The following is a 21,098-nucleotide window of genomic DNA, read 5'->3' as shown; positions in this document are numbered from 1 at the left end:
TGGCATGACGAAGGCCAACACGGACGCCGTCGGCTGGTCGGTGCCGGACGAGCTGCTCAGCCGCATCGCCGAGCGCGCCCCCGGCTACGACGCCGCGAACGCGTTCTGCACCGAGGACCTCGACGAGCTCCGCGCCGCCGGCTACCTGCGGATCGGCGTCCCCGTCGAGCAGGGCGGGGCGGGCCTCGGCCTCCGCGCCACCGCGCGGGTGCAGCGCGCCCTCGCCCAGGCCGCACCGGCGACGGCACTCGGCCTCGGCATGCACCAGGTGTGGGTGCAGGCGGCCCGCGCCGTCCGTACGCGAGGCGAGTCGTTCCTCCAGGCCGTCACCGACCACGCTGCAGACGACCACCTGCTCGCATTCGGGGTGAGCGAACCCGGCAACGACGCCGTGCTGTTCGACTCGTCGACGACGGCGGAGCCGGACGGCGACGGCGGATACCGGTTCACCGGCACGAAGGTCTTCACCTCCCTCGCACCGGCGTGGGACGTCATGAGCGTCTTCGGCAAGGACACCTCGGGGTCGGAGCCACGGCTCGTGCACGGGTTCGTCCTGCGGTCGGACGGCGACGTCGAGCACCTGGACGACTGGGACACGCTCGGGATGCGCGCGACGCAGAGCCGCACGACGAAGCTGCACGGCGTGCACGTCCCCGACGACCGCATCGTCCGGTGGCTGCCGGTCGGGCCGAACCAGGACCCGCTCGTGTTCGGCATCTTCGCGTCGTTCGAGCTCCTCATCGCCTCGGTGTACGCCGGGATCGCGGAGCGGGCGATCACGCTCGCGGCGGCCGCCGTGGCGGGGCGGACCGCGGCCGACGGCACCCGGCGGTCGCAGGACCCCGACGTGCGCCGGGCGATCGCCGACCTGCGCGGTTCGGTCGACGCGATCACGCTGCAGGTCGACTCGCTGGCGCGGTCGGTCGACGAGCTCGACGACCTCGGAGCCCGCTGGTTCCCGCTGCTCGTCGGCACCAAGGCCCGGGCCGTGGACACCGCGCAGCACGTCGTGGACGAGGCCATGCGCGTCGTCGGCGGCTCGGCGTTCCGGTCGTCGAACGAGCTGGCGCGGCTGGCGCGGGACGTCCGGGCGGGGCAGTACCACCCGTCGTCGCGGGACTCCGCGGCGCGGACGATCGCGGCGTCGGTGCTCGGCCCGCTCGGCTGAGCGCTGCGCGCGGGGCTGCCTGCGCCTGGTGCGAGGTTGGCGTGGCCGCGCACGGTGCGATGGGCGCGACGGCGGCGATGGCGTGGCGGCGCACGGTGCGGAGTCCGTCGGCCGGTGCGAGCTTGGTCGCTCGGTGCTGCCCTGTGGCGCCGCACCGTGCAACCAACCCGGCACCGAGTCGCGAAGGGCGCACGGTGCGACGGCGGGCGAGCAACCCCGCACGACGGGACGAACCTCGCACCGAGCGGCCGTGAGCACGCCCGGGCACGGCGATGTCGGCGGTGCCTGGCATCATCTCGGTGTGAGCAAGCAGGACGGACGGAACCGCCTCGTCTCCGACGCACCGGTGGACGACGTCTCGGCGACCGTGCTGCACGTCGACATGGACGCCTTCTTCGCTTCCGTCGAACTGCTCGACCGCCCCGACCTGGTGGGGCTGCCGGTCATCGTCGGGCACGACTCCGACCGCTCCGTCGTCACCGCCGCCACCTACGAAGCCCGTCGCTACGGGGTCAACTCCGCGATGCCGATGGCCGTCGCCAAGCGCCGCTGCCCGAACGCCGTCATCGTCGAACCGCACTTCGAGAAGTACCGGGCGCAGTCGGCCGCGGTGATGGCGATCTTCGACCGGTTCACCCCGCGGGTCGAGCGCCTCGGCATCGACGAGGCGTTCCTCGACGTCGCCGGCGCCCTCCGCCTGTACGGCACCCCGTGGCAGATCGGCCAGGCGATCCGCCGCACGGTCCTCGCCGAGACCGGTCTGCACTGCTCCGTCGGTGCGGCATCGACGAAGTTCGTCGCGAAGCTCGCCTCCAGCCGGTCGAAGCCGGACGGCCTGCTCGTGGTGCCCGCCGCCGACACCGTGGCGTTCCTGCACCCGCAGCCCGTGTCCGCGCTCTGGGGCGTCGGCGGCAAGACGCAGGAGACGCTCGAACGTCGGGGCATCCGCACGGTCGGCGACCTGGCGAACACCCCGCTCGGGTCACTGGTGTCGGCACTCGGCCCGGCCGGCGGGCAGCGGCTGCACGACCTGTCGTGGGGTCGCGACCCGCGCGTGGTCGACACCGGCGTCGGTGAGAAGTCGATCGGGCACGAGGTCACGTTCGGTCGCGACCTGACGGAGCGCGACGACGTCGCCCGCGAACTCCTGCGCCTGGCCGACAAGGTCGCCGTCCGCCTGCGCCAGGCCGACGTGCAGGCCCGGACCGTGGCACTGAAGGTCCGCTACACCGACTTCACCACCCTGACCCGGTCGCGCACGCTGGCGGAGCCCACCGACGTCGCGAAGCGCCTGCACCGCGAAGCCGTCGAGCTGTACGACGTGCTGCACCGACCGGGCAACCAGATCCGGCTGATCGGGGTGCGCGGCGAGAACCTCGTGCCTGCGGCCGCGAGCAACGCCCTGTGGGACGACGACGCGCCGTGGCGCGAGACCGAGACCACGGTCGACGCGGTCGCCGCACGCTTCGGTGCCGGCGTGCTGCGACCGGCATCCCTGGTCCGCCGGACCCCTGACGGCGGCGTCCCGCACGCTCGGCAGGACTGACGGTGGCGGTAGAATCGGGTTCAGTGAGCGCAGCGGAGTACGAAGACCAGCAGCCCGCCACGCTGTGGGCGGAGTCGGGTGACGACCAGTCCGGCGCAGGCGGATCGTCGCCGACGCAAGACGGCACCCAAGCGCACGACGGCACCCAGGCGCACGGTGACGCAGCCCGTGCCGAAGCCGATGCCGCGGCCCTGGCCGAAGCGGCCGGCAACTCCGCCGTCCAGCACCTGTCGCCGGCGTTCCCGGATCGGGCCGCCTGGGGCACGGCCTCGAAGCTCCGCGCCTGGCAGATCGAAGCGCTCACGAAGTACTTCGAGAAGGAACCCCGCGACTTCCTCACGGCCGCGACCCCCGGCGCCGGCAAGACCACCTTCGCGCTGCGGCTGGCGACCGAGCTCCTCGCCCGCGGCACCGTCGACCGCATCGTCGTCGTGGCCCCGACCGAGCACCTGAAGCGCCAGTGGGCCGACTCCGCCGACCGTGTGGGCATCCGGATCGACCCGATGTTCAAGAACGGCGACGGCATGTTCGGCCGGCACTACCAGGGCGTCGCGATCACCTACGCCCAGGTCGGCATGAACCCCGAGGTGCACAAGCGCATCACCGAGGGCGGCCGCACCCTGGTCGTCCTCGACGAGGTGCACCACGGTGGCGACGCCCTGACGTGGGGCGACGGCATCCGAGAGGCGTTCTCCGGCGCCACCCGCCGGCTCTCGCTGTCGGGGACCCCGTTCCGGTCCGACACCGCACCGATCCCGTTCGTGCAGTACGCCCCCGACGAGCAGGGCATCCGCACCTCGATCTCCGACTACAACTACGGCTACGGCCGAGCCCTGAAGGACGGCGTCGTCCGCCCTGTGCTGTTCATGGCCTACGCCGGACAGATGCGCTGGAAGACCCGGATGGGCGACGAGATGTCGGCCTCCCTGGGTGAGCAGGTCACGAAGGACATCACGGCCCAGGCCTGGCGGACCGCGCTGTCACCCGAGGGCGAGTGGATGCCGGCCGTGCTCTCCGCCGCCGACAAGCGCCTGACCGAGGTCCGTCGTGGTGTGCCCGACGCCGGCGGCCTGGTCATCGCCACCGACACCACCACGGCGCGCGCCTACGCCCGGATCCTGCAGCAGATCACGGGGGAGCGTCCCACCGTGGTGCTGTCCGACGAAGCCGCCGGGTCGAGCCGCATCAGCGCGTTCGCCGACGACACCTCGCGCTGGATGGTGGCCGTCCGCATGGTGTCCGAAGGTGTCGACGTCCCACGGCTCTGCGTCGGCGTCTACGCCACGAGCGCGAGCACGCCGCTGTTCTTCGCCCAGGTGATCGGCCGCTTCGTGCGTGCCCGCCGCCGCGGTGAGACCGCGAGCGTCTTCCTGCCGAGCGTCCCCGGCCTGATGGCCCTCGCCGCCACCCTCGAGCTCGAGCGCGACCACGCCCTCGACCGCCCGAAGGACGCCGACGACGGCATGTACAACCCCGAAGACGCGATGGTCGCCGAGGCCAACAAGGAAGACCGCGCGTCCGAGAGCCTGCTCGAGGTCCAGCCGTTCGAGGCACTCGACTCGCAGGCGTCCTTCGACCGTGTCCTCTACGACGGCGGTGAGTTCGGCACCGGCGGCGAGGTCGGTTCCCTCGAGGAGCTCGACTTCATCGGCATCCCCGGGCTGCTCGAACCCGACCAGGTGCGCGACCTCCTGCGCGCCCGGCAGGCGACCCAGGCCAAGCGCTCCAAGGGCCGCACGGCCAAGGACGGCATGCCGAAGCCGCCCGAGCCCGACCGCCCGATGTACATGACGATCAAGGAGCAGCGCACCGAGCTCGCCCGGCTCGTGTCGATCTGGTCCCGCCACTCGAACGAACCGCACGGATCGATCCACGCCGAACTCCGACGGATCAGCGGTGGACCGGCCGTGGCGCAGGCGAGCATCGAGCAGATCCAGAAGCGCATCGACATCCTGCGCTCCCGCATCGGCGGACGACGGTGACCGCGGCGTGATCGAGCCGGTCGACGACCGCACCTGGTACGTCAAGCGCGACCCCGAGGCGTCACCCGAGGCGATCATCGACCGCTTCGGCGGGGGCTACCGACTGCGCCGCTTCTCGCTCACCGAGTCCCGCCGCACCCCGCACGGAGTGTTCACGGGGCCCGAACTGGCCGAGACCGCGTGGTGGCGGCTCCGCGACAGGCCGCGGAACTCATGACGCGCCAAGCCAAAGTCCGGTAGACCGGAGGAATGGCAGACTCGATCCCTCACGTCCTCGTCCTCGGCGGCGGCTCCGCTGGCTACACCACGGTCAAGCAGCTCCAGAAGCACGCGGCCACGGTGCCCATGCGCATCACGCTCGTGGACCAGAACACCTACTACACGTACCTGCCGTTCCTGCCCGAGGTCGCCGGTGGCCACATCGCGCCGAAGGACGTCACCGTCGAGCTGCGCCGTGCACTGCGCAAGACCCGGGTGATCCAGGGCAAGGTCACCGCGATCTCCTCGGCGGACAAGACCGTCTCGATCGCGACCGCCGGCGGCGACGACCGCACCCTCGGCTACGACCACCTCGTCGTCGCCCTCGGTTCCGTCACCCGCACCTTCCCGACCCCCGGGCTCGAGGAGTACGGCGTCGGCTTCAAGAGCGTCGAAGAGGCCGCCTACGTGCGCGCCAAGCTCCTCGACAACATCGCGAAGGCCGCCGCCACCCGTGACGAGGACGAGCGTCGCCGTCTGCTGACCAGCGTCTTCGTCGGCGGTGGCTACACCGGCGTCGAGGCGATTGGTGAGCTCTTCGACGTGTCGCAGGCTGCCATCAAGACCTACCCGTCGCTCGCCGGTGAGCAGCCCCGCTGGGTGCTCATCGACGCCCTCGACCGCGTCGCGCCCGAGGTCGGCCCGGAGCTGTCCAAGTGGACGCTCGAGTCGCTCCGCGCCCGCGGCATCGACGTCCGCCTGAAGACCACCATGCCGAGCGCCGAGGGCGGTGTCGTCAAGTTCTCCGACGGCGACGAGTTCGCCACCGGCCTGCTCGTCTGGACCGCGGGCGTCAAGCCGAACCCGCTCCTCGACGCCTCCGACCTGCCGCGCGGGCCGAAGGGCCACCTCGCGGCGAACGCGAAGCTCCAGGTCGAGGCCGAGGACACCCACCAGGTCGTCGAGGGCGTCTGGGGTCTCGGTGACGTCGCGCAGGTGCCCGACCTGACCGCCGACAAGCAGCCGGCGTTCTACCCGCCGAACGCGCAGAACGCCGTGCGCCAGGCCGTGGTCGCCGCCGACAACATCGTCGCGACCATCACCGGCAAGCCGCTCGAGGAGTACCGCCACCCCTCCATCGGCACCGTCGCGTCGTACGGTGTCGGCAAGGGCGCCGCGAACATCAAGGGCATCAAGATGACCAACCTGCTCGCGTGGCTCGCGCACCGCGCGTACCACGTGTACGCGATGCCGACCCTGAACCGGAAGGCCCGCATCATCATCGGCTGGATCACCGGCGCGGTGTCCGGTCGCGACGCGACCTCCCTGATCAAGGAGACGGACCCGCGACGCAACTTCGTCGAGGCGTCGAAGAGCTAGACGCACCCACAGATCGGACGGGAGGCGCGGTGCCAGCTGGCACCGCGCCTCCCGTCCGTCCGTGACGTGCGTTCGCACCCACCTGCCGCTCTCCGGCATACTGACTCCCTCGGCGCCCACGGCGACGAGGTCCCGGAAGTCGACCGACACGTGCGCCCCACCACCACCTCCTCCGCCCGATCGTGCCTCCGATGCGGCGCCGAGCGTCACGACAGCACCGTCCACCGGTGCCCCGGTCCGGCCGACCCGCTCCGCGCCTTCGGCCTCGACGCCGGAGCCCGAACGGTGCTCGAGGTCCTGGGCGGGATCGGGCAGCCCTTGCTGGTCGGCGGAGCAGTCCGCGACGTGCTGCTCCGGGAAGCCGGGCGCGGACCGACCACCACCGGTGACGTCGACGTCGAGGTGCACGGCAACAGGACCGATGTGGTCGTCGGAGCGTTGCGTGCGGCCGGCGCGATCGTCGTCGAGGCCGGTGCGGGGTTCCCGGTCCTCAAGGTGGTGCTCGACGGATCCCGCGTTGACGTCGCAGTGACGGCGGAGTCCGGTGCGCTCGATCCGGTCACGGTGTCCGCCCTCGGTCGGGACTTCACGGTGAACGGAGTCGCCTGGGACCCCCGCACGAACGTGTTCCTCGACGCGGTCGGTGGGATCGACGATGCCGTCATCGGCGTGCTGCGGCACACTTCCGAACGCTGCAGCGAGGACCCGCTCCGGGTCTTGCGTGCCGTGCAGCTCGTCGCCCGGTTCGACTTCGCCGTGCACCCCGCGACGCTGCGTCTGGCGCGGTCGCTCGCGGCGCGGTTCGAGTCGATCGCCACCGGGCGGATCTGGCCCGAGATCCGCAAGCTGGCACTCGGCGACCACGTGTCGGCTGCCCTCCGAACGCTGCACGACAGCGGCTGGGAGCGACACCTGCCCGAGCTCGCCGCGGTCCGAGACGTGCCGCAGGACCCCCGGTGGCACCCGGAGGGTCCCGTGCACGTCCACCTCGGAGCGGCGGGGGACGCTGCCGCCCGCGCCTGTACCGCGGACGGGATCCGCGGTGACGACCGGGTCGTCGTCGTGCTCGCCGCCGTGCTGCACGACCTGGGGAAGGCCGGCTCCGGCACGCAGGTCCTCGCCGACGACGCAGGTGCGGTCCGCATCCGCAGCCTGGGCCACGAGGTGTCCGGCGCTGCGGCAGCAGCAGCGCTGCTCGGTCGCCTCGGCGCGCCACGCCACATCGTCGAGCGGGTCGTCCCGCTCGTTCGCGAGCACATGGTCCCGCACTCGTCCAACGGCGCGCCACCGTCCGTTCCTGCTGCTCGGCGGCTGTTCCGACGGCTCGGATCCTCCCTGCCCGCGATGGAGTCGTGGGCCCGGGTGTGCGAAGCCGACTCGCAGGGGCGTGGTCCGGGGGCGAGTCGGTCCTCGGCGTGGTCGTGGTTCGACGTCGCGTTCCGGGACCAAGTCGCGCGTCGGCCCGTGCGGCTGCTGTCCGGCCGCGACCTCGTCGACGCGGGACTCACCCCGGGGCCGGTGTTCCGCGAACTCCTCGTGGCGTCCGCGGCGGCGCAGGACGACGGCGTCTTCGATGACGTCGCCGGAGCCCGCGCGTGGCTGCGCCGAGCGGTCGACGCACGCCGGTGACGGACGGGAGGCGCGGTGCCAGCTGGCACCGCGCCTCCCGTCCGTCGGTGCGGACGCCCACCGCTTGTCCGCCATCTGCGGTCCTGGGTCCGTTCCAACGTGGCGCGCGCCAGCGTGGACGCGACGAACGAGAGGAGCGTCCATGCGCGCCATGACGTACCGCGGCCCCTACCGGATCCGCGTCGAAGAGAAACCGGATCCCCGGATCGAGCACCCGAACGACGCGATCGTCCGGGTGGAACGGGCCGCGATCTGCGGGTCGGACCTGCACCTGTACCACGGCATGATGCCCGACACCCGGGTCGGGCACACGTTCGGCCACGAGTTCATCGGGGTGGTCGAGCAGATCGGCTCGTCCGTCGAGACCCTGTCGGTCGGCGACCGCGTGATGGTCCCGTTCAACATCTTCTGCGGCACGTGCTGGTTCTGCGCCCGCGGACTCTTCGCGAACTGCCACAACGTGAACCCGAACGCGACCGCGGTCGGTGGGATCTACGGGTACTCGCACACCACCGGCGGGTACGACGGCGGGCAGGCGGAGCGCGTGCGGGTGCCGTTCGCCGACGTCGGACCGCAGGTGATCCCGGACTGGCTCGACGACGACGACGCCCTCCTCATGACGGACGCACTGAGCACCGGCTACTTCGGGGCGCAGCTCGCGTCGATCCGCGAGGGCGACACCGTCGTGGTGCTCGGTGCCGGGCCGGTCGGACTGTTCTCCGCGGCGTCGGCGTGGTTCATGGGAGCCGGTCGGGTGATCGTCGTCGACCAGCTCGAGTACCGGCTCGAGAAGGCCCGGAGCTTCGCGCACGCCGAGACGATCAACTTCGCCGAGGTCGACGACGTCGTGCTCGAGATGAAGAAGCAGACCGACTTCCTGGGTGCGGACAGCGTGATCGACGCCGTCGGAGCCGAGGCGGACGGCAACTCCACCCAGCAGGTCACCGCCTCGAAGCTGAAGCTGCAGGGCGGGTCCCCGACGGCGCTCAACTGGGCGATCGACGGTGTCCGCAAGGGCGGCACGGTCTCGGCGATCGGCGCGTACGGGCCGATCCCGAGCGCGGTGAAGTTCGGGGACGCGATGAACAAGGGCGTCACGATCCACACGAACCAGGCGCACGTGAAGCGCCAGTGGCCGCGGTTGCTCGAGCACATCCAGGCCGGTCACTTCAAGCCGAGCGACATCATCACGCACCGCATCCCCCTCGAGCACATCGCCGAGGGCTACCACCTGTTCTCGTCCAAGCTCGACGGTTGCATCAAGACCGTCGTCGTGCCGTGAGGAGGCCCGACATGTCCGACCACACCCCGTACATCGCCGATCCGCCCCGTCGGGTGCCGTCGGCCGAGGAACTCCGTGCCCGCATCCCGGGGTGGGGGAGCGACCTCGACCCGGCGGACCGGCCGTCCGTGCCGAAGCTCTCGCGCGAAGCCGGTTCGGCCACCGGAGCCCACTGGGACCTCCCGCCGCAGCAGGACGGTGCGCACGGCCGGGAGCGCTCGATCGAGCACGCCCACGTGACGCCGGTGTTCGGCACCGCGCAGCCCCTGCACGGCGTCGCCGGGATCGTCCGGCGGTACGCCTACCGGCGGTTCAGCGAGGGGCGCCTGGCGCACTGGATGCTGCTCGTCGTGGGGGACCGCCTGGACGTCGCGACGCACCGGGTGACCGATGCGCTCCGGGGTCGGCCGGACCGGGTGATCAGCGAGACCGGTGTCGCGGCGGAGCGTGGGAACCACCCTGTTGCGTCGCGGCTGGGGTCGAGTCGGTCGGACTGGCGGCACCAGGTGCTCGATCCGATGGTCGCGAACTGGGGCTGGCTGGCGGCGCTCGGAGCCGTGGTGCTGGTGGTGCGGCGGGTGCGCCGCTCGCGCTGACCGCGCGCGGTGCGGCGTTGCCCACTCGGTGCGACCTTGTTCCGTCACACGGAGTGCGCAACGTCGCACCGGCCCGCGACGCGCGCACACCCTGGACTGGAGGCGCGCTGCGGCCCCGCCCCGCGCCTCCAGTCCGCACGTCCCGCGTCAGCCGCGTGTACGGACGCTGCACGGAGAACGCCCTGAGCGCAGCGAGGCGGCGCGGGCGGGGATCGCCCTGAGCGCAGCGAGGTGGCACGTGGTCGCCCTGAGCGCAGCGAGGTGGCGCCCCAGAAGCGGTGACGCCCTGAGCGCAGCGATGGCGGCACTCGCCGGGAAGACACAACAGAAAATGCCCCCCGACCGAAAGGTCAGGGGGCACGCATTTCCTGTGTCCGAGAGGGGACTTGAACCCCTACGCCCTAATACGGGCACTAGCACCTCAAGCTAGCGCGTCTACCAATTCCGCCACCCGGACAGGGTGTCTGGTGTCTGTTTCCCGGGTTGAACCCGGCGTTCCTGCCGAGAGAAGACAATAGCACGGGTCTGAACGCGCGATGAACACGGTCGCGCATCCCGGGCGAGTCCTGCGCGCGCTGTCCCGGCGACGGGGTCGGTGCCGACCGATACCGTGGAGCCATGACGAACCCGGAGCCCTCCGAGCCGCAGTCCGTGCCCGAGCTCGAGGCCACCGCGGCGATCGCCCGCGACCTCATCCGCATCGACACGACGAACTGGGGCGAGGGGAAGTCCCGCGGGGAGACCGAGGCGGCCCACTACGTCGAGGACAAGCTCCGCGCGCTGGGCCTCGAGCCGCAGTTGTTCGAGTCGGAGCCGGACCGGGTGAGCGTCGTGGCGCGGGTGCCGGGTCGGAACCGTGACAAGCCGGCGCTCGTGGTCCACGGGCACCTCGACGTGGTGCCGGCGGATCCGGCGAACTGGTCGGTCGACCCGTTCGGCGGTGTGGTCAAGGACGGTTCGCTGTGGGGGCGGGGCGCCGTCGACATGAAGAACATGGACGCGATGATGCTCACGTCGCTGGCGGACGTCATCGAACAGCACGGTGCGCCGGAGCGTGACCTGGTGATCGCGTACTTCGCCGACGAAGAGGCCGGGGGAGTCCTGGGGTCCCATCACGTGGTCGACCAGCACCCGGAGGTCTTCGCGGGGGCGTCGGCGGCGATCAGCGAGGTCGGCGGGTACTCGATCACGCTCGGTGACCGTCGCGCCTACCTGCTGCAGACCGGCGAGAAGGCGCTCATGTGGGTGAAGCTGATCGCGCGCGGCACCGCTGCCCACGGCTCGCACGTGATCCGCGACAACGCCGTCACGAAGCTCGCGGCGGCGGTCGCCCGGATCGGCAGCGAGGAGTGGCCCGTCCGGCTCTCGGCCACGACGGACGCGATGGTGGCCGAGGTGGCGCGGTTCCTCGGGGTCGACCCGACGGTCACGGGCCCGGACGAGGTCGCCCTGGCCACCGGCTCGGCGTCGCGGTTCATCCACGCCGCGCTGCACACCACGTCGAACCCGACGGTGCTGACCGCCGGCTACAAGCACAACGTGATCCCGGACACCGCCGAGGCCCTGGTGGACATCCGCTGCCTGCCGGGTGACGAGGAGTCCGTGCTCGAGCGGGTGCGGGAGCTCGCCGGACCCGACGTCGAGGTGGTCATGTCGTTCCGCGACATCGGCCTCGAGCAGGACTTCGGCGGCCCGCTGGTCGATGCCGTCCGCGACGTCCTCGGCCGGCACGACCCGGGCGCACCGGTCCTGCCGTACCTGCTGTCCGGCGGCACCGACAACAAGGCGCTCTCGACGCTCGGCATCGCGGGGTACGGGTTCGTGCCGCTGCAGCTGCCGGCCGGTGTCGACTTCCCCGCGATGTTCCACGGCGTGGACGAGCGGGTGCCGCTCGACTCGCTGGCGTTCGGTCGGCGGGTGCTGGGCGACCTGCTCGCCACGTACTGATATTGTTCATGGTCGCCGTCGTGGCGGTGCCCTGACCGACCTCCCCCTGAAAGGCCCGTGCGATGCACATCCTCGAGGCGATCTTCCTCGGCTTCGTCCAGGGGCTCACCGAGTTCCTGCCGGTGTCCTCCAGCGCGCACCTGCGCATCGTGGGGCTCTTCCTGCCCGACGCGAAGGACCCCGGTGCGGCCTTCACCGCCGTGACGCAGCTCGGCACCGAGACCGCGGTGCTCATCTACTTCTGGAAGGACATCACCCGCATCATCGGGCGGTGGTTCCGGTCGGTGGTCAAGCGTGACGTGCCGAAGGGCGACCCCGACGTCCGGCTCGGCTGGCTGGTGATCCTCGGCACGATCCCGATCGGGGTCGCCGGGCTCCTGCTCAAGGACTCGATCGAGACCACGTTCCGGTCGCTCTGGATCGTCGCGATCGTCCTCATCGTGTTCGGTGTCGTGCTCGGGGTGCTCGACCGTGTCGGCCGCAAGGAGCGCCGGATCGAGCAGATGACGTTCCGCGGTGGTCTGCTCATCGGCCTGGCGCAGATGCTCGCCCTGGTGCCCGGTGTCTCTCGCTCCGGTGCGACCGTGTCGATGGGTCTCGCCCTCGGGTACACCCGCCCGGCGGCAGCCCGGTTCGCGTTCCTGCTGGCGATCCCGGCGGTGTTCCTGTCCGGGTTCTACGAGGCCGCGACGAGCCTCGGCGACCACGGCTCGCCGTTCGGACTCGCCGACACGCTCATCGCCACCGTCGTCGCGTTCGTGGTCGGGTTCGTCGTGATCGCGGCGTTCATGAACTACATCAGCAAGCGCAGCTTCATGCCCTTCGTCGTTTACCGGATCGCACTCGGTATCGTGCTCATCGTGTTGTTGTCGCTCGGAGTGATCCAGCCGTGAGGGCCTGGCAGGCCCCATCCGTCCCCGACGTCCCCGGCGCCGCGCCCCGACCGGTCGTCCACGACACCGCAACGGGCAAGCCGGTGGACCCCGCCCGCGACGAGGACCGTGCCGCGCTGTACGTCTGTGGCATCACGCCGTACGACGCCACGCACCTCGGCCATGCGGCGACCTACCTGGCGTTCGACACGCTCGGCCGCGCCTGGCGTGATGCCGGGCTCGACGTCGAGTACGCGCAGAACGTCACCGACGTTGACGACCCGCTGCTCGAGCGTGCCGCCCGCGACGGCGTCGACTGGCGTGCCCTGGCGGCTGAACAGGTCGAACTGTTCCGTCGCGACATGGAGTCGCTGCGGATCCTGCCGCCGGACGACTTCGTGGCCGTCACCGACGAGGTCGAGCGCGTCGCCGAGGCGGTCTCGTTCCTGCAGGAGTCCGGCTACGCGTACGAGGTCCCGACCGACGGCGCCGAGGGCGACGACCTGTACTTCGACGTGAACCGCCCCACCGACGCGTGGACCCTCGGTGACGAGAGCGGCCTGGACCGCGAGACGATGCTCGCCCTCGCAGCCGAACGCGGCGGCGACCCGGATCGTCCGGGCAAGCGCGACCCGCTCGACCCGCTGCTGTGGCGCGCCGCGCGTGACGGCGAGCCGGCCTGGGACACCGAGATCGGCCCCGGTCGCCCCGGCTGGCACATCGAGTGCAGCGTCATCGCCGGTGACCGCCTCGGGCTGCCGATCAGCGTGCAGGGCGGCGGGAGCGACCTCGTCTTCCCGCACCACGAGATGAGCGCCGGGCACGCTGCTGCCCTCGCGCACCAGCCCCTCGCGAACGCGTTCGTGCACACCGGGATGATCGCCTACCAGGGCACGAAGATCTCGAAGTCGCTCGGCAACCTCATCACCGTGCGCGGGCTGCTCGACGACGGCGCCGACCCCCGTGCCATCCGGCTCGCACTGCTGTCGCACAAGTACTCCGACGACTGGGAGTGGTTCGACACCGAGCTGACGAGCGCCCAGATGCGGCTCGCCGGCTGGGACGCCTGGGCCTCGGGAGCCTCCGCCGGGCACGCCGACGACGCAGCGGACGTCGCGGCACGCATCCGCGCGCGGGTCTCCGACGACCTCGACACCCCCGGTGCCGTCGCCGCGGTCGACACCGCGATCGCGGGCGGCACGGCGTGCACGCCGGAGCTCCTCGACCTGATCGACGCGCTGCTCGGCATCCGCCTGGCCTGACCTGCGCTGACGCGACACGCCGTATGCCCGGCGACGAGGGGTCAGAAACTGTCGCCTGGGCGGTCGGCAGCCGACAGTTCGTGACCACTCGCCGGACGTGAGCGGGGTGTCGTGGCCGTTCGCGGCCGCCGGACGGGAGGCCCGTGGCGGCCCTGCCCCGCGCCTCCCGTCCGCTGTGTGGTCGCGACAGGTCGCGTGCGCGCCGCCGAGGGGTCAGGAACTGTCGCCCGGGCGGGCCGCAGCCGACAGTTCGCGACCACTCGCCGGACGTGAGCAGGAGTGTCGTGACCGCGCGGTGAGTGGTCGCGACACGTCGGGTGCGCGCTGCCGAGGGGTCAGGAACTGTCGCCCGGGCGGGCCGCAACCGACAGTTCGTGACCACTCGCCGGACGTGAGCGGGGTGTCGTGACCGTTCGCGGCCGCCGGACGGGAGGCCCGTGGCGGGGCCGACCCGTGCCTCCCGTCCGCCGTGTGGTCGCGACACGTCGCGTGTGCGCCGCCGAGGGGTCAGGAACTGTCGCCGGGGCGCGCCGCAGCCGACAGTTCGTGACCACTCGCCGCACGCCGGACGCCCACCACGGACAGGAGGCACGGTGCCAGCAGGCACCGTGCCTCCTGTCCGTCAGCGGGTGACGGCTACTGCTGGGGCCGCCACGGCCCCTCGCCACCGGCGGTGCCGCCGTCCTTGCCGTCCTTGCGCTCACGGCGACGGAGGTACTGCTCGAACTCCTGCGCGATGGCGTCTCCCGAGGCCTCTGGGGAGTCGACCGTGTCGCGCGCCTGCTCGAGCTGCCCGATGTAGGACGCCATGTCCTCGTCGTCGGCAGCGAGGGCGTCGATGCCCTCTTCCCACTCGGTGGCGTCGTCGAGCAGCGAGCCACGGGGCACCGTGACGTCCGTGAGCTCCTCGATCTTGTCGAGCAGCGAGAGCGTGGCCTTGGGCGAGGGCGAGTTGTGCACGTAGTGCGGCACCGAGGCCCACAGGGACAGCGTGGTCAGGCCGGCCTTGTCCATCGCGTCGGCGAGGACCCCGAGGATGCCCGTCGGGCCCTCGTACGAGGACTTGTCGACGTCGAACGCGGCGCGGACACCGGCGTTCTCGCTCGACACGAACACCGAGATCGGCCGGGTGTGCGGGACGTCGGCGAGCATGGCGCCGACGAAGACGACGGCGTCGATCGAGTAGACGTCCGCCAGGTCGATGATCTCCGAGCAGAAGCCCCGCCAGGTGCGCGAGGGTTCCGGTCCGACGAGGACGAAGACGTCACGGTCGGTGGGGGAGCCGGTGGCACCGATGACCGGACGCCCCTCGGCACCGGGGCCGTGCAGCACGATCCGGGGCCACAGCACGCCGCGGTCGCCGTTGTCGTCGGTGCCGACGGTGGGCCGGTTGAACTGGTAGTCGATGTACCGCTCACCGTCGAGTTCGCGCAGCTCGTCGAGCCCGAGCGACTCGACGATGCGACGCGCCAGACCGCTCGCGGCCTCGCCGGCGTCGTTCCAGCCCTCGAAGGCGACGACGAGCAAGCGACCGTCGCTGAAGGGGGAGTGCTGTGGCACGGAGCGGACCTCCTGGTGGTGGAGCGGAGCGGGGCGGGAGCGATGCCCCGGCCGGACACGATTCAGGCATCCACTGTAGGCCCAGGGGGTGTCGGCGCACGCGCGCGTCCGCGCCCAGCGGAACGGCCCCGGTAGACTCGTCGCCCGTGACCGCGCATCCTCCTGCCCTCGTCCCGCCCGCAGCCGTGCTGTGGGACATGGACGGCACGATCATCGACACCGAGCCGATCTGGCAGCGGTCCCAGGTCGACCTGACGAACCGCTACGGCGCCGAGTGGACCCACGAGGACGGCCTGTCCCTGGTCGGGTCCGGCCTCGAGCGCTCCGGTGAGCTCCTGCGCGCCAAGGGCGTCGACATGGAGGTCGAGGAGATCATCCAGTGGATGACCGACTACGTCATGGAGCACCTGCGCACCGGTGAACTGCCCTGGCGTCCGGGTGCCCGCGAGCTCGTCGAGGAGCTCCACGCCCGCGGCATCCCGACCGCCCTGGTCACGATGTCCCGTCGCAAGATGGCGCTCGTCGCCGCCGAGGCCCTGGGCGAGCGTGGCTTCCGCGTCGTCGTCGCCGGCGACGACGTCGACCGTCCGAAGCCGTTCCCGGACGCGTACCTGTCCGCCGCGGCGCAGCTCGGCGTCGAGCCCACCGCGTGCGTCGCGATCGAGGACTCCGCCACCGGCGTCGCGTCTGCCGTCGCCTCCGGCGCCGTCACGGTGGCCGTCGAGCACATCGTCCCGCTGTCCGAGATCGCCGGCGGCGACGTGCACCTGACCACCCTGGCTGGGGTCGACGTCGACCGTCTGGTCGAGTTGACGACGCCGGCACTGGCCGCACGGGCTGCGCACTCAGGGCCCACGCCGCCGGTTCCGGACCGACGCGCCAGCGGCGGGCCGGCCGTGCCGGTGGGGAGAGGCGCGGTGCCGGACCCGGCGCACGCTGCGGACACCGAAGGGGTCACCCGATGAGCCACACCGACGACGCACGCGACGAGGCGGACGCGAGCAGCGCCTCCAGTCCGACCGCGGACCCGACCGCAGCCCTCCCGCACACCGCGGGCGGCGCACCGCACACGCCGCCGCGCGGCCCGTTCCGGGCCGGCGACCGCGTCCAGCTGACCGGTCCGAAGGGCAAGCTCACGACGCTGTCGCTCGAGACCGCGGGTGAGTACCACACGCACCGCGGGGTGCTGCGGCACGACGACGTCATCGGCCAGCCCGACGGCTCCGTCATCCGGGCGAGCACCGGTGACGAGTACCTCGCGCTCCGTCCGCTGCTCAACGACTACGTGATGTCGATGCCGCGTGGCGCCGCGATCGTCTACCCGAAGGACGCGGCGCAGATCGTGGCCTTCGCGGACGTCTTCCCCGGGGCCCGCGTGGTCGAGGCCGGCGTCGGCTCGGGCGCGCTGTCGCTGTTCCTGCTCCGCGCGATCGGCCCGACCGGGCAGCTGCAGTCGTTCGAGCGCCGCGAGGAGTTCGCGGCGATCGCGAAGGGCAACGTCGGCACCTTCCTCGGCGCAGTCCCGGACAACTGGTCCGTCACCGTCGGTGACCTGGTCGAGTCGCTGCCCGACGCGACCGAGCCGCAGAGCATCGACCGGGTCGTGCTCGACATGCTCGCGCCGTGGGAGTGCGTGGACGCCGCGGCCGACGCCCTCGTGCCCGGCGGACTCATCGTCTGCTACGTCGCGACCGTCACGCAGCTGTCCCGCACGGCCGAGGCCCTGCGCGACACCGGGCGCTTCACCGACCCGATGCCGAGCGAGACCCTGGTGCGCACCTGGCACGTCGAGGGCCTCGCCGTCCGCCCGGACCACCGCATGGTCGGGCACACCGGGTTCCTCATCACGGCACGACGCCTGGCCGACGGCACCGTGCTGCCGAACCTGAAGCGCCGCGCGGGCAAGGCGGAGTTCTCGGACGAGGACATCGAGGCCTGGACCCCCGGCGCCGTGGGCGAGCGGGCGACGAGCGACAAGAAGCTCCGCAAGGTCGCCCGGCAGTCGGCGGCGCAGGCGCGCAAGGTCGCGGCGGCCGAGGCGTCGTCGGCGGATGGTGCTGCGGCGCCGTCCGAGGGCGCTGTGGCTTCGTCGGATGCTACTGCGGCTCCGTCGGATGCCGCTGCGGCTCCGTCCGGGGCCGTCGAGGACGAACGGTAGGCTGACGGCGTGCCCGTCCTGCATCGAACGGAAAGAGGGTCCGTGCGCACCATCCCCGCACTCCTGGTCACCATCGGTCTCGCGGTGTCCCTCACCGCCTGCGCCTCGAACGGTGCCGGCACCACGCCCTCGAGCTGTGCCGCTCCCGGCGCCGCGTCCGAAGCGGTGACCGCCACCGGCAAGTTCGGCTCGGAGCCGAAGGTCAACGTGCCGAAGGGCCTGACCACCAAGGGCACCCAGGTGTCCGTGCTGCAGCAGGGTTCCGGTCGCACGATCGACGACGGCACCCCCGTCCTGGTCGAGTACACCCTGGTCGACGGCTCCACGGGGCAGGTCGCCCAGACGAGCGGCTACTCGGGCCAGACGGCACCGATCACCGCCGGTGCGAGCAACTACGGGGCCCTCGGCGCCTCGCTGCAGTGCGCCCGCGTCGGCGACCGCCTGGCGGTGGCCCTGCCGAAGAGCGCCCTGAGCAGCACCGGCGGCACCGCTGGCAGCTCGTCGTCGAAGAAGACCGAGGACGCCGTCATCGCCGTCATCGACGTCAAGCGCGCGTTCGACGCCCGTGCCACCGGCACCCCGCAGCTCGCCGGCGACAAGATGCCGGCCGTGGTGCTCGCACCCTCCGGCGCCCCCGGCATCACGATCCCGTCGTGGAGCGCGCCGAAGTCGAACGAGACGCACCTGCTCCGCAAGGGCGACGGTCGCGAGCTCACCGCGAAGGAGACCGCGGTCATCAAGTACACCGCCGTCACCTGGGGTGCCGACCCGTCCGTCGCCGGCTCCAGCTGGACCGACGGTTCCGGCGCGCAGGCCATCCCGCTCACCAAGGGCCAGGTCGACGAGGGCGTCCGGACCGCCATCGTCGGGCACCACGTCGGCGACCAGGTCCTGGCCATCGTCAACCAGCAGGGGACCGCGTACGCGTACGTGATCGACGTCCTCGGGGCGATCTCGAACTGACCCGGTCCGACCGTCCACGGACCGCGGCGCGGGTGCACTCCGGTGTACCCGCGCTGCCGTAGGATCGGCTCGTGCCAGCGACCCGTGTGCCCCGTGTGCCCGCCGAGGAGCGGCTGTTCAGCCTCGTGCTCGCGCTGCTCTCGACGGAGTCCGGGCTGACCAAGGCCGAGATCCTGGCCAACGTGCAGGGGTACCGGCAGCGGTTCTCGACCGGTGGCGACAACGCCTCGCTCGAGCGCCAGTTCGAACGCGACAAGGACGACGTCCGCGAGCTCGGCATCCCCCTCGAGACCATCGAGACCCCGGGTGCCGCGGGCAACAACCAGACGCTCCGGTACCGGATCCCGAAGGGTGAGTACGATCTGCCCGTCGACGTCCGCTTCACCCCGGACGAATCCGCGCTGCTGTCCCTGGCCGCGATGGCCTGGCGCGAAGGCGCACTGTCCGCCGACTCCCGCCGTGGCCTGCTGAAGGTCCGCTCGGCTGGCGCCGAGGACGACGACGGTGCCCTGCAGCTCGGGGTCGACGCCTACGCTCCGCGGCTCCGCGCCCGGGATGCGTCCTTCGAGCCGCTCCGTTCCGCGCTCGACCGCGGCGCCGCGGTTCGCTTCGACTACATCACGCCGGGGCAGCACGACGCCCGTCGGCGCGAAGTGGCTCCACTCGCCCTGGTGCAGCACGGCGGCCGGTGGATGCTCGCCGCCCACGAGTTCGCGACGGACTCGGACAAGAACTACCTGCTGGCCCGCATCGTCGGACCCGTCACCCAGTACGAGGTCGGGCAGCACACCGCTCCCGTGGGCGCGGGGGAGCGCACCCTCGCCGAGCTCGAGCGGATCTGGGCCGAGCGCACCGCGCGCATCGCCGTGACGCCGGGTTCCGACGCCGAACGCCGACTCACCCGTCGCCGCGACACCGAGACCGACGCCGACGGCGCGCTCGTGCTGCACCACGTCGACCCGCAGATCCTCGCCGAGGAACTCGCCGCCTTCGGGCCCGAGGTCCGGGTGCTCGAGCCCGACGACCTGCGGTCGCGGGTCGACGAGCGCCTCCGAGCACTCGTGCGCGACCACACCGACGACGACCCTGCAGCAGCCCCCGGAGAGGACCCCGTTCGTGGCTGACGCCCAACCCCTGCAGGCGCAGGACAAGCTCGCGTTCCTGCTCGCCCTGGTGCCGTACCTGATCGACCGCGAGCGAGTCTCGGTGGCCGAGGCCGCTCGGCACTTTGGTGTGCCCGAGGCCCGCATCCGGCGTGCCGTCGAACTCATCGCGGTGTCCGGGGTTCCCGGCGAGACGATGCAGTACCAGCACGGCGACCTGTTCGACATCGCCTGGGACGACTTCGACCAGAACGACATGATCGTGCTGACCAACCTCGTGGCGATCGACGACTCACCGCGGCTGTCCGCTCGTGAGGCCTCGGCACTCATCGCGGGCCTGCAGTACCTGTCCGCGCTGCCCGAAGCCGCCGACCGTGACGCCATCCGCGCGCTGATGGCCAAGCTGTCCCGCGGTGCCGGGGGAGCGGCGTCGACCGTCGCCGTCGGGCAGGACCTGCACGACGTCGCCCTCGCCACCATCCGGCGGGCGATGTCCGACGGCCGCGGCCTGGTCTTCGAGTACGCCGGACCGCGCACCCAGGGCGGCACCCGACGGGTCGACCCGCTCCGGGTCGAGTCCATCGACACCGACTGGTACCTGCGCGCGTGGGACCTCGACCGGCAGGCACTCCGGACGTTCCGGCTCGACCGGATGTCCGAGGCGCGGGTCGACGACCGCCCGGCCGAGAAGACGATCGACCAGGTCGTCATCCCGGACACGCTGTTCCAGCAGGCCGCCGACGATGTCATCGTCACGGTGGAACTCGACTCGACGTCGCTGCCCCTGGTCGCCGACTTCCTGTCCGACACCGCCGACGCGCCCGACGGTGACGGTCGTGTGCGCATCCGGCTCGCGGCGTCGCACGGGTTCGATGGGGTGGTCCGGCTCGTCGCCGGGTTGCCTGGTCGTGCCGTGGTGCTCGACCCGCCCGCCGCTCGTGACGCCGTGCGCGACTTCGCGGCCGCGGCCCTCGCCGCCGGCTGACGTCTGCCGCTGCGGCCCGTTCGAGCGCTGCACGTTCCGACCGGGTACGCCTGATCCCGCCGGGTATGCCTGATCTCGCCAGGTACGCCCGATCTCGCACGGTGGACCTCGGGTACCTGGTTGTTCCGGGCGTACCTGGTGTGATCTTCCGACCCGGTATGCCCGTTCCCGCCAGGTACGCCCGAACTCGCCAGGTAAGCCCGATGTCGCACGGCACGCCCGATCCCGCACGGTGAAGCTCGGGTAGCTGGTGGTTCCGGGCGTTCCTGGCGTGTTGATCCGACCAGGTATGCCCGATCTCGCCAGGTACGCCCGATGGCGCACGGTGCGCCCGAACTCGCAGGTACGCCCGATCTCGCACGGCGGACCTCGGGTACCTGGTCGTTCCGGGCGTACCTGCTGCGATCTTCCGACCCGGTACGCCCGATCTCGCCAGGTACACCCTGTCTCTTATACACATCTGACGC

The 21,098-nt window shown here is 71.8% G+C and carries 17 protein-coding genes and 1 tRNA gene; 16 read left to right on the top strand and 2 right to left on the bottom strand.

Features of this window, described 5'->3' with window-relative positions:
* The first annotated feature begins 4 nt into the window (after window positions 1–4).
* From DEI98_RS08275 to DEI98_RS08240, 8 genes are all read left to right on the top strand, one after another.
* Complete coding sequence (locus tag DEI98_RS08275; protein WP_111100483.1) at window positions 5–1,168, top strand: acyl-CoA dehydrogenase family protein; 1,164 nt, start codon at window positions 5–7, stop codon at window positions 1,166–1,168.
* 301 nt (window positions 1,169–1,469) lie between these two features.
* On the top strand, window positions 1,470–2,714 hold the full coding sequence (dinB, locus tag DEI98_RS08270; protein ID WP_111096011.1) for a DNA polymerase IV: 1,245 nt from the start codon (window positions 1,470–1,472) through the stop codon (window positions 2,712–2,714).
* A gap of 191 nt (window positions 2,715–2,905) precedes the next feature.
* Window positions 2,906–4,696 carry a DEAD/DEAH box helicase gene (locus DEI98_RS08265; RefSeq protein WP_071403990.1) on the top strand — a complete coding sequence of 597 codons (1,791 nt, stop codon included), beginning with the start codon at window positions 2,906–2,908 and terminating at the stop codon, window positions 4,694–4,696.
* A gap of 7 nt (window positions 4,697–4,703) precedes the next feature.
* Window positions 4,704–4,913 carry a hypothetical protein gene (locus DEI98_RS08260; protein ID WP_017887301.1) on the top strand — a complete coding sequence of 70 codons (210 nt, stop codon included), beginning with the start codon at window positions 4,704–4,706 and terminating at the stop codon, window positions 4,911–4,913.
* Window positions 4,914–4,945: 32 nt separating this feature from the next.
* Window positions 4,946–6,274, top strand: a complete 1,329-nt coding sequence (locus DEI98_RS08255) for an NAD(P)/FAD-dependent oxidoreductase (protein WP_027465651.1) — start codon at window positions 4,946–4,948, stop codon at window positions 6,272–6,274.
* 285 nt (window positions 6,275–6,559) lie between these two features.
* On the top strand, window positions 6,560–7,903 hold the full coding sequence (locus DEI98_RS08250) for an HD domain-containing protein (protein WP_146243474.1): 1,344 nt from the start codon (window positions 6,560–6,562) through the stop codon (window positions 7,901–7,903).
* A gap of 142 nt (window positions 7,904–8,045) precedes the next feature.
* Entirely contained in the window at window positions 8,046–9,185 is a 1,140-nt protein-coding gene (locus tag DEI98_RS08245) for a zinc-dependent alcohol dehydrogenase (RefSeq protein WP_111100481.1), read from the top strand.
* An 11-nt stretch (window positions 9,186–9,196) separates the two neighbouring features.
* Entirely contained in the window at window positions 9,197–9,781 is a 585-nt protein-coding gene (locus tag DEI98_RS08240; RefSeq protein WP_111100480.1) for a hypothetical protein, read from the top strand.
* A gap of 371 nt (window positions 9,782–10,152) precedes the next feature.
* Here the strand turns inward: DEI98_RS08240 and DEI98_RS08235 are convergent.
* Window positions 10,153–10,238 (bottom strand) — tRNA-Leu (locus tag DEI98_RS08235).
* Window positions 10,239–10,399: 161 nt separating this feature from the next.
* Between DEI98_RS08235 and DEI98_RS08230 the strand changes: the two genes are divergently transcribed.
* From DEI98_RS08230 to mshC, 3 genes are all read left to right on the top strand, one after another.
* Entirely contained in the window at window positions 10,400–11,728 is a 1,329-nt protein-coding gene (locus DEI98_RS08230; RefSeq protein WP_110864516.1) for a M20/M25/M40 family metallo-hydrolase, read from the top strand.
* Between the two features lie 62 nt (window positions 11,729–11,790).
* A complete protein-coding gene (locus DEI98_RS08225; protein WP_027465647.1) occupies window positions 11,791–12,621 on the top strand; it encodes an undecaprenyl-diphosphate phosphatase in 831 nt (276 codons plus the stop codon).
* Window positions 12,618–13,862 carry a cysteine--1-D-myo-inosityl 2-amino-2-deoxy-alpha-D-glucopyranoside ligase gene (mshC, locus tag DEI98_RS08220; protein WP_111100479.1) on the top strand — a complete coding sequence of 415 codons (1,245 nt, stop codon included), beginning with the start codon at window positions 12,618–12,620 and terminating at the stop codon, window positions 13,860–13,862. The genes DEI98_RS08225 and mshC overlap by 4 nt, the downstream gene beginning before the upstream one ends.
* Window positions 13,863–14,498: 636 nt before the next feature.
* On the opposite strand, the gene DEI98_RS08215 is transcribed toward mshC, so the two are convergent.
* Window positions 14,499–15,422 (bottom strand): proteasome assembly chaperone family protein, encoded by a 924-nt coding sequence (locus tag DEI98_RS08215; protein WP_111100478.1) that lies wholly within the window; start codon window positions 15,420–15,422, stop codon window positions 14,499–14,501.
* 146 nt (window positions 15,423–15,568) lie between these two features.
* Here DEI98_RS08215 and DEI98_RS08210 point away from each other — a divergent pair, with 146 nt between their 5' ends.
* From DEI98_RS08210 to DEI98_RS08190, 5 genes are all read left to right on the top strand, one after another.
* Window positions 15,569–16,387: an HAD family phosphatase gene (locus DEI98_RS08210; RefSeq protein WP_258370779.1), complete on the top strand. Its 819-nt coding sequence runs from the start codon at window positions 15,569–15,571 to the stop codon at window positions 16,385–16,387.
* Window positions 16,384–17,580 carry a tRNA (adenine-N1)-methyltransferase gene (locus DEI98_RS08205; RefSeq protein ID WP_111100476.1) on the top strand — a complete coding sequence of 399 codons (1,197 nt, stop codon included), beginning with the start codon at window positions 16,384–16,386 and terminating at the stop codon, window positions 17,578–17,580. The genes DEI98_RS08210 and DEI98_RS08205 overlap by 4 nt, the downstream gene beginning before the upstream one ends.
* A 42-nt stretch (window positions 17,581–17,622) precedes the next feature.
* On the top strand, window positions 17,623–18,543 hold the full coding sequence (locus tag DEI98_RS08200) for a peptidylprolyl isomerase (protein WP_111100475.1): 921 nt from the start codon (window positions 17,623–17,625) through the stop codon (window positions 18,541–18,543).
* A gap of 71 nt (window positions 18,544–18,614) precedes the next feature.
* Window positions 18,615–19,667 (top strand): YafY family protein, encoded by a 1,053-nt coding sequence (locus DEI98_RS08195; protein ID WP_071403785.1) that lies wholly within the window; start codon window positions 18,615–18,617, stop codon window positions 19,665–19,667.
* On the top strand, window positions 19,660–20,631 hold the full coding sequence (locus DEI98_RS08190) for a YafY family protein (RefSeq protein ID WP_071244904.1): 972 nt from the start codon (window positions 19,660–19,662) through the stop codon (window positions 20,629–20,631). Before DEI98_RS08195 ends, DEI98_RS08190 begins: the two co-directional genes overlap by 8 nt.
* The last annotated feature ends 467 nt before the right edge of the window (window positions 20,632–21,098 follow it).

It is taken from the genome of Curtobacterium sp. MCLR17_034 (genome assembly GCF_003234485.1).
GTDB lineage: Bacteria > Actinomycetota > Actinomycetes > Actinomycetales > Microbacteriaceae > Curtobacterium > Curtobacterium flaccumfaciens.
This window is presented reverse-complemented; position numbering and strand designations above follow the sequence as displayed.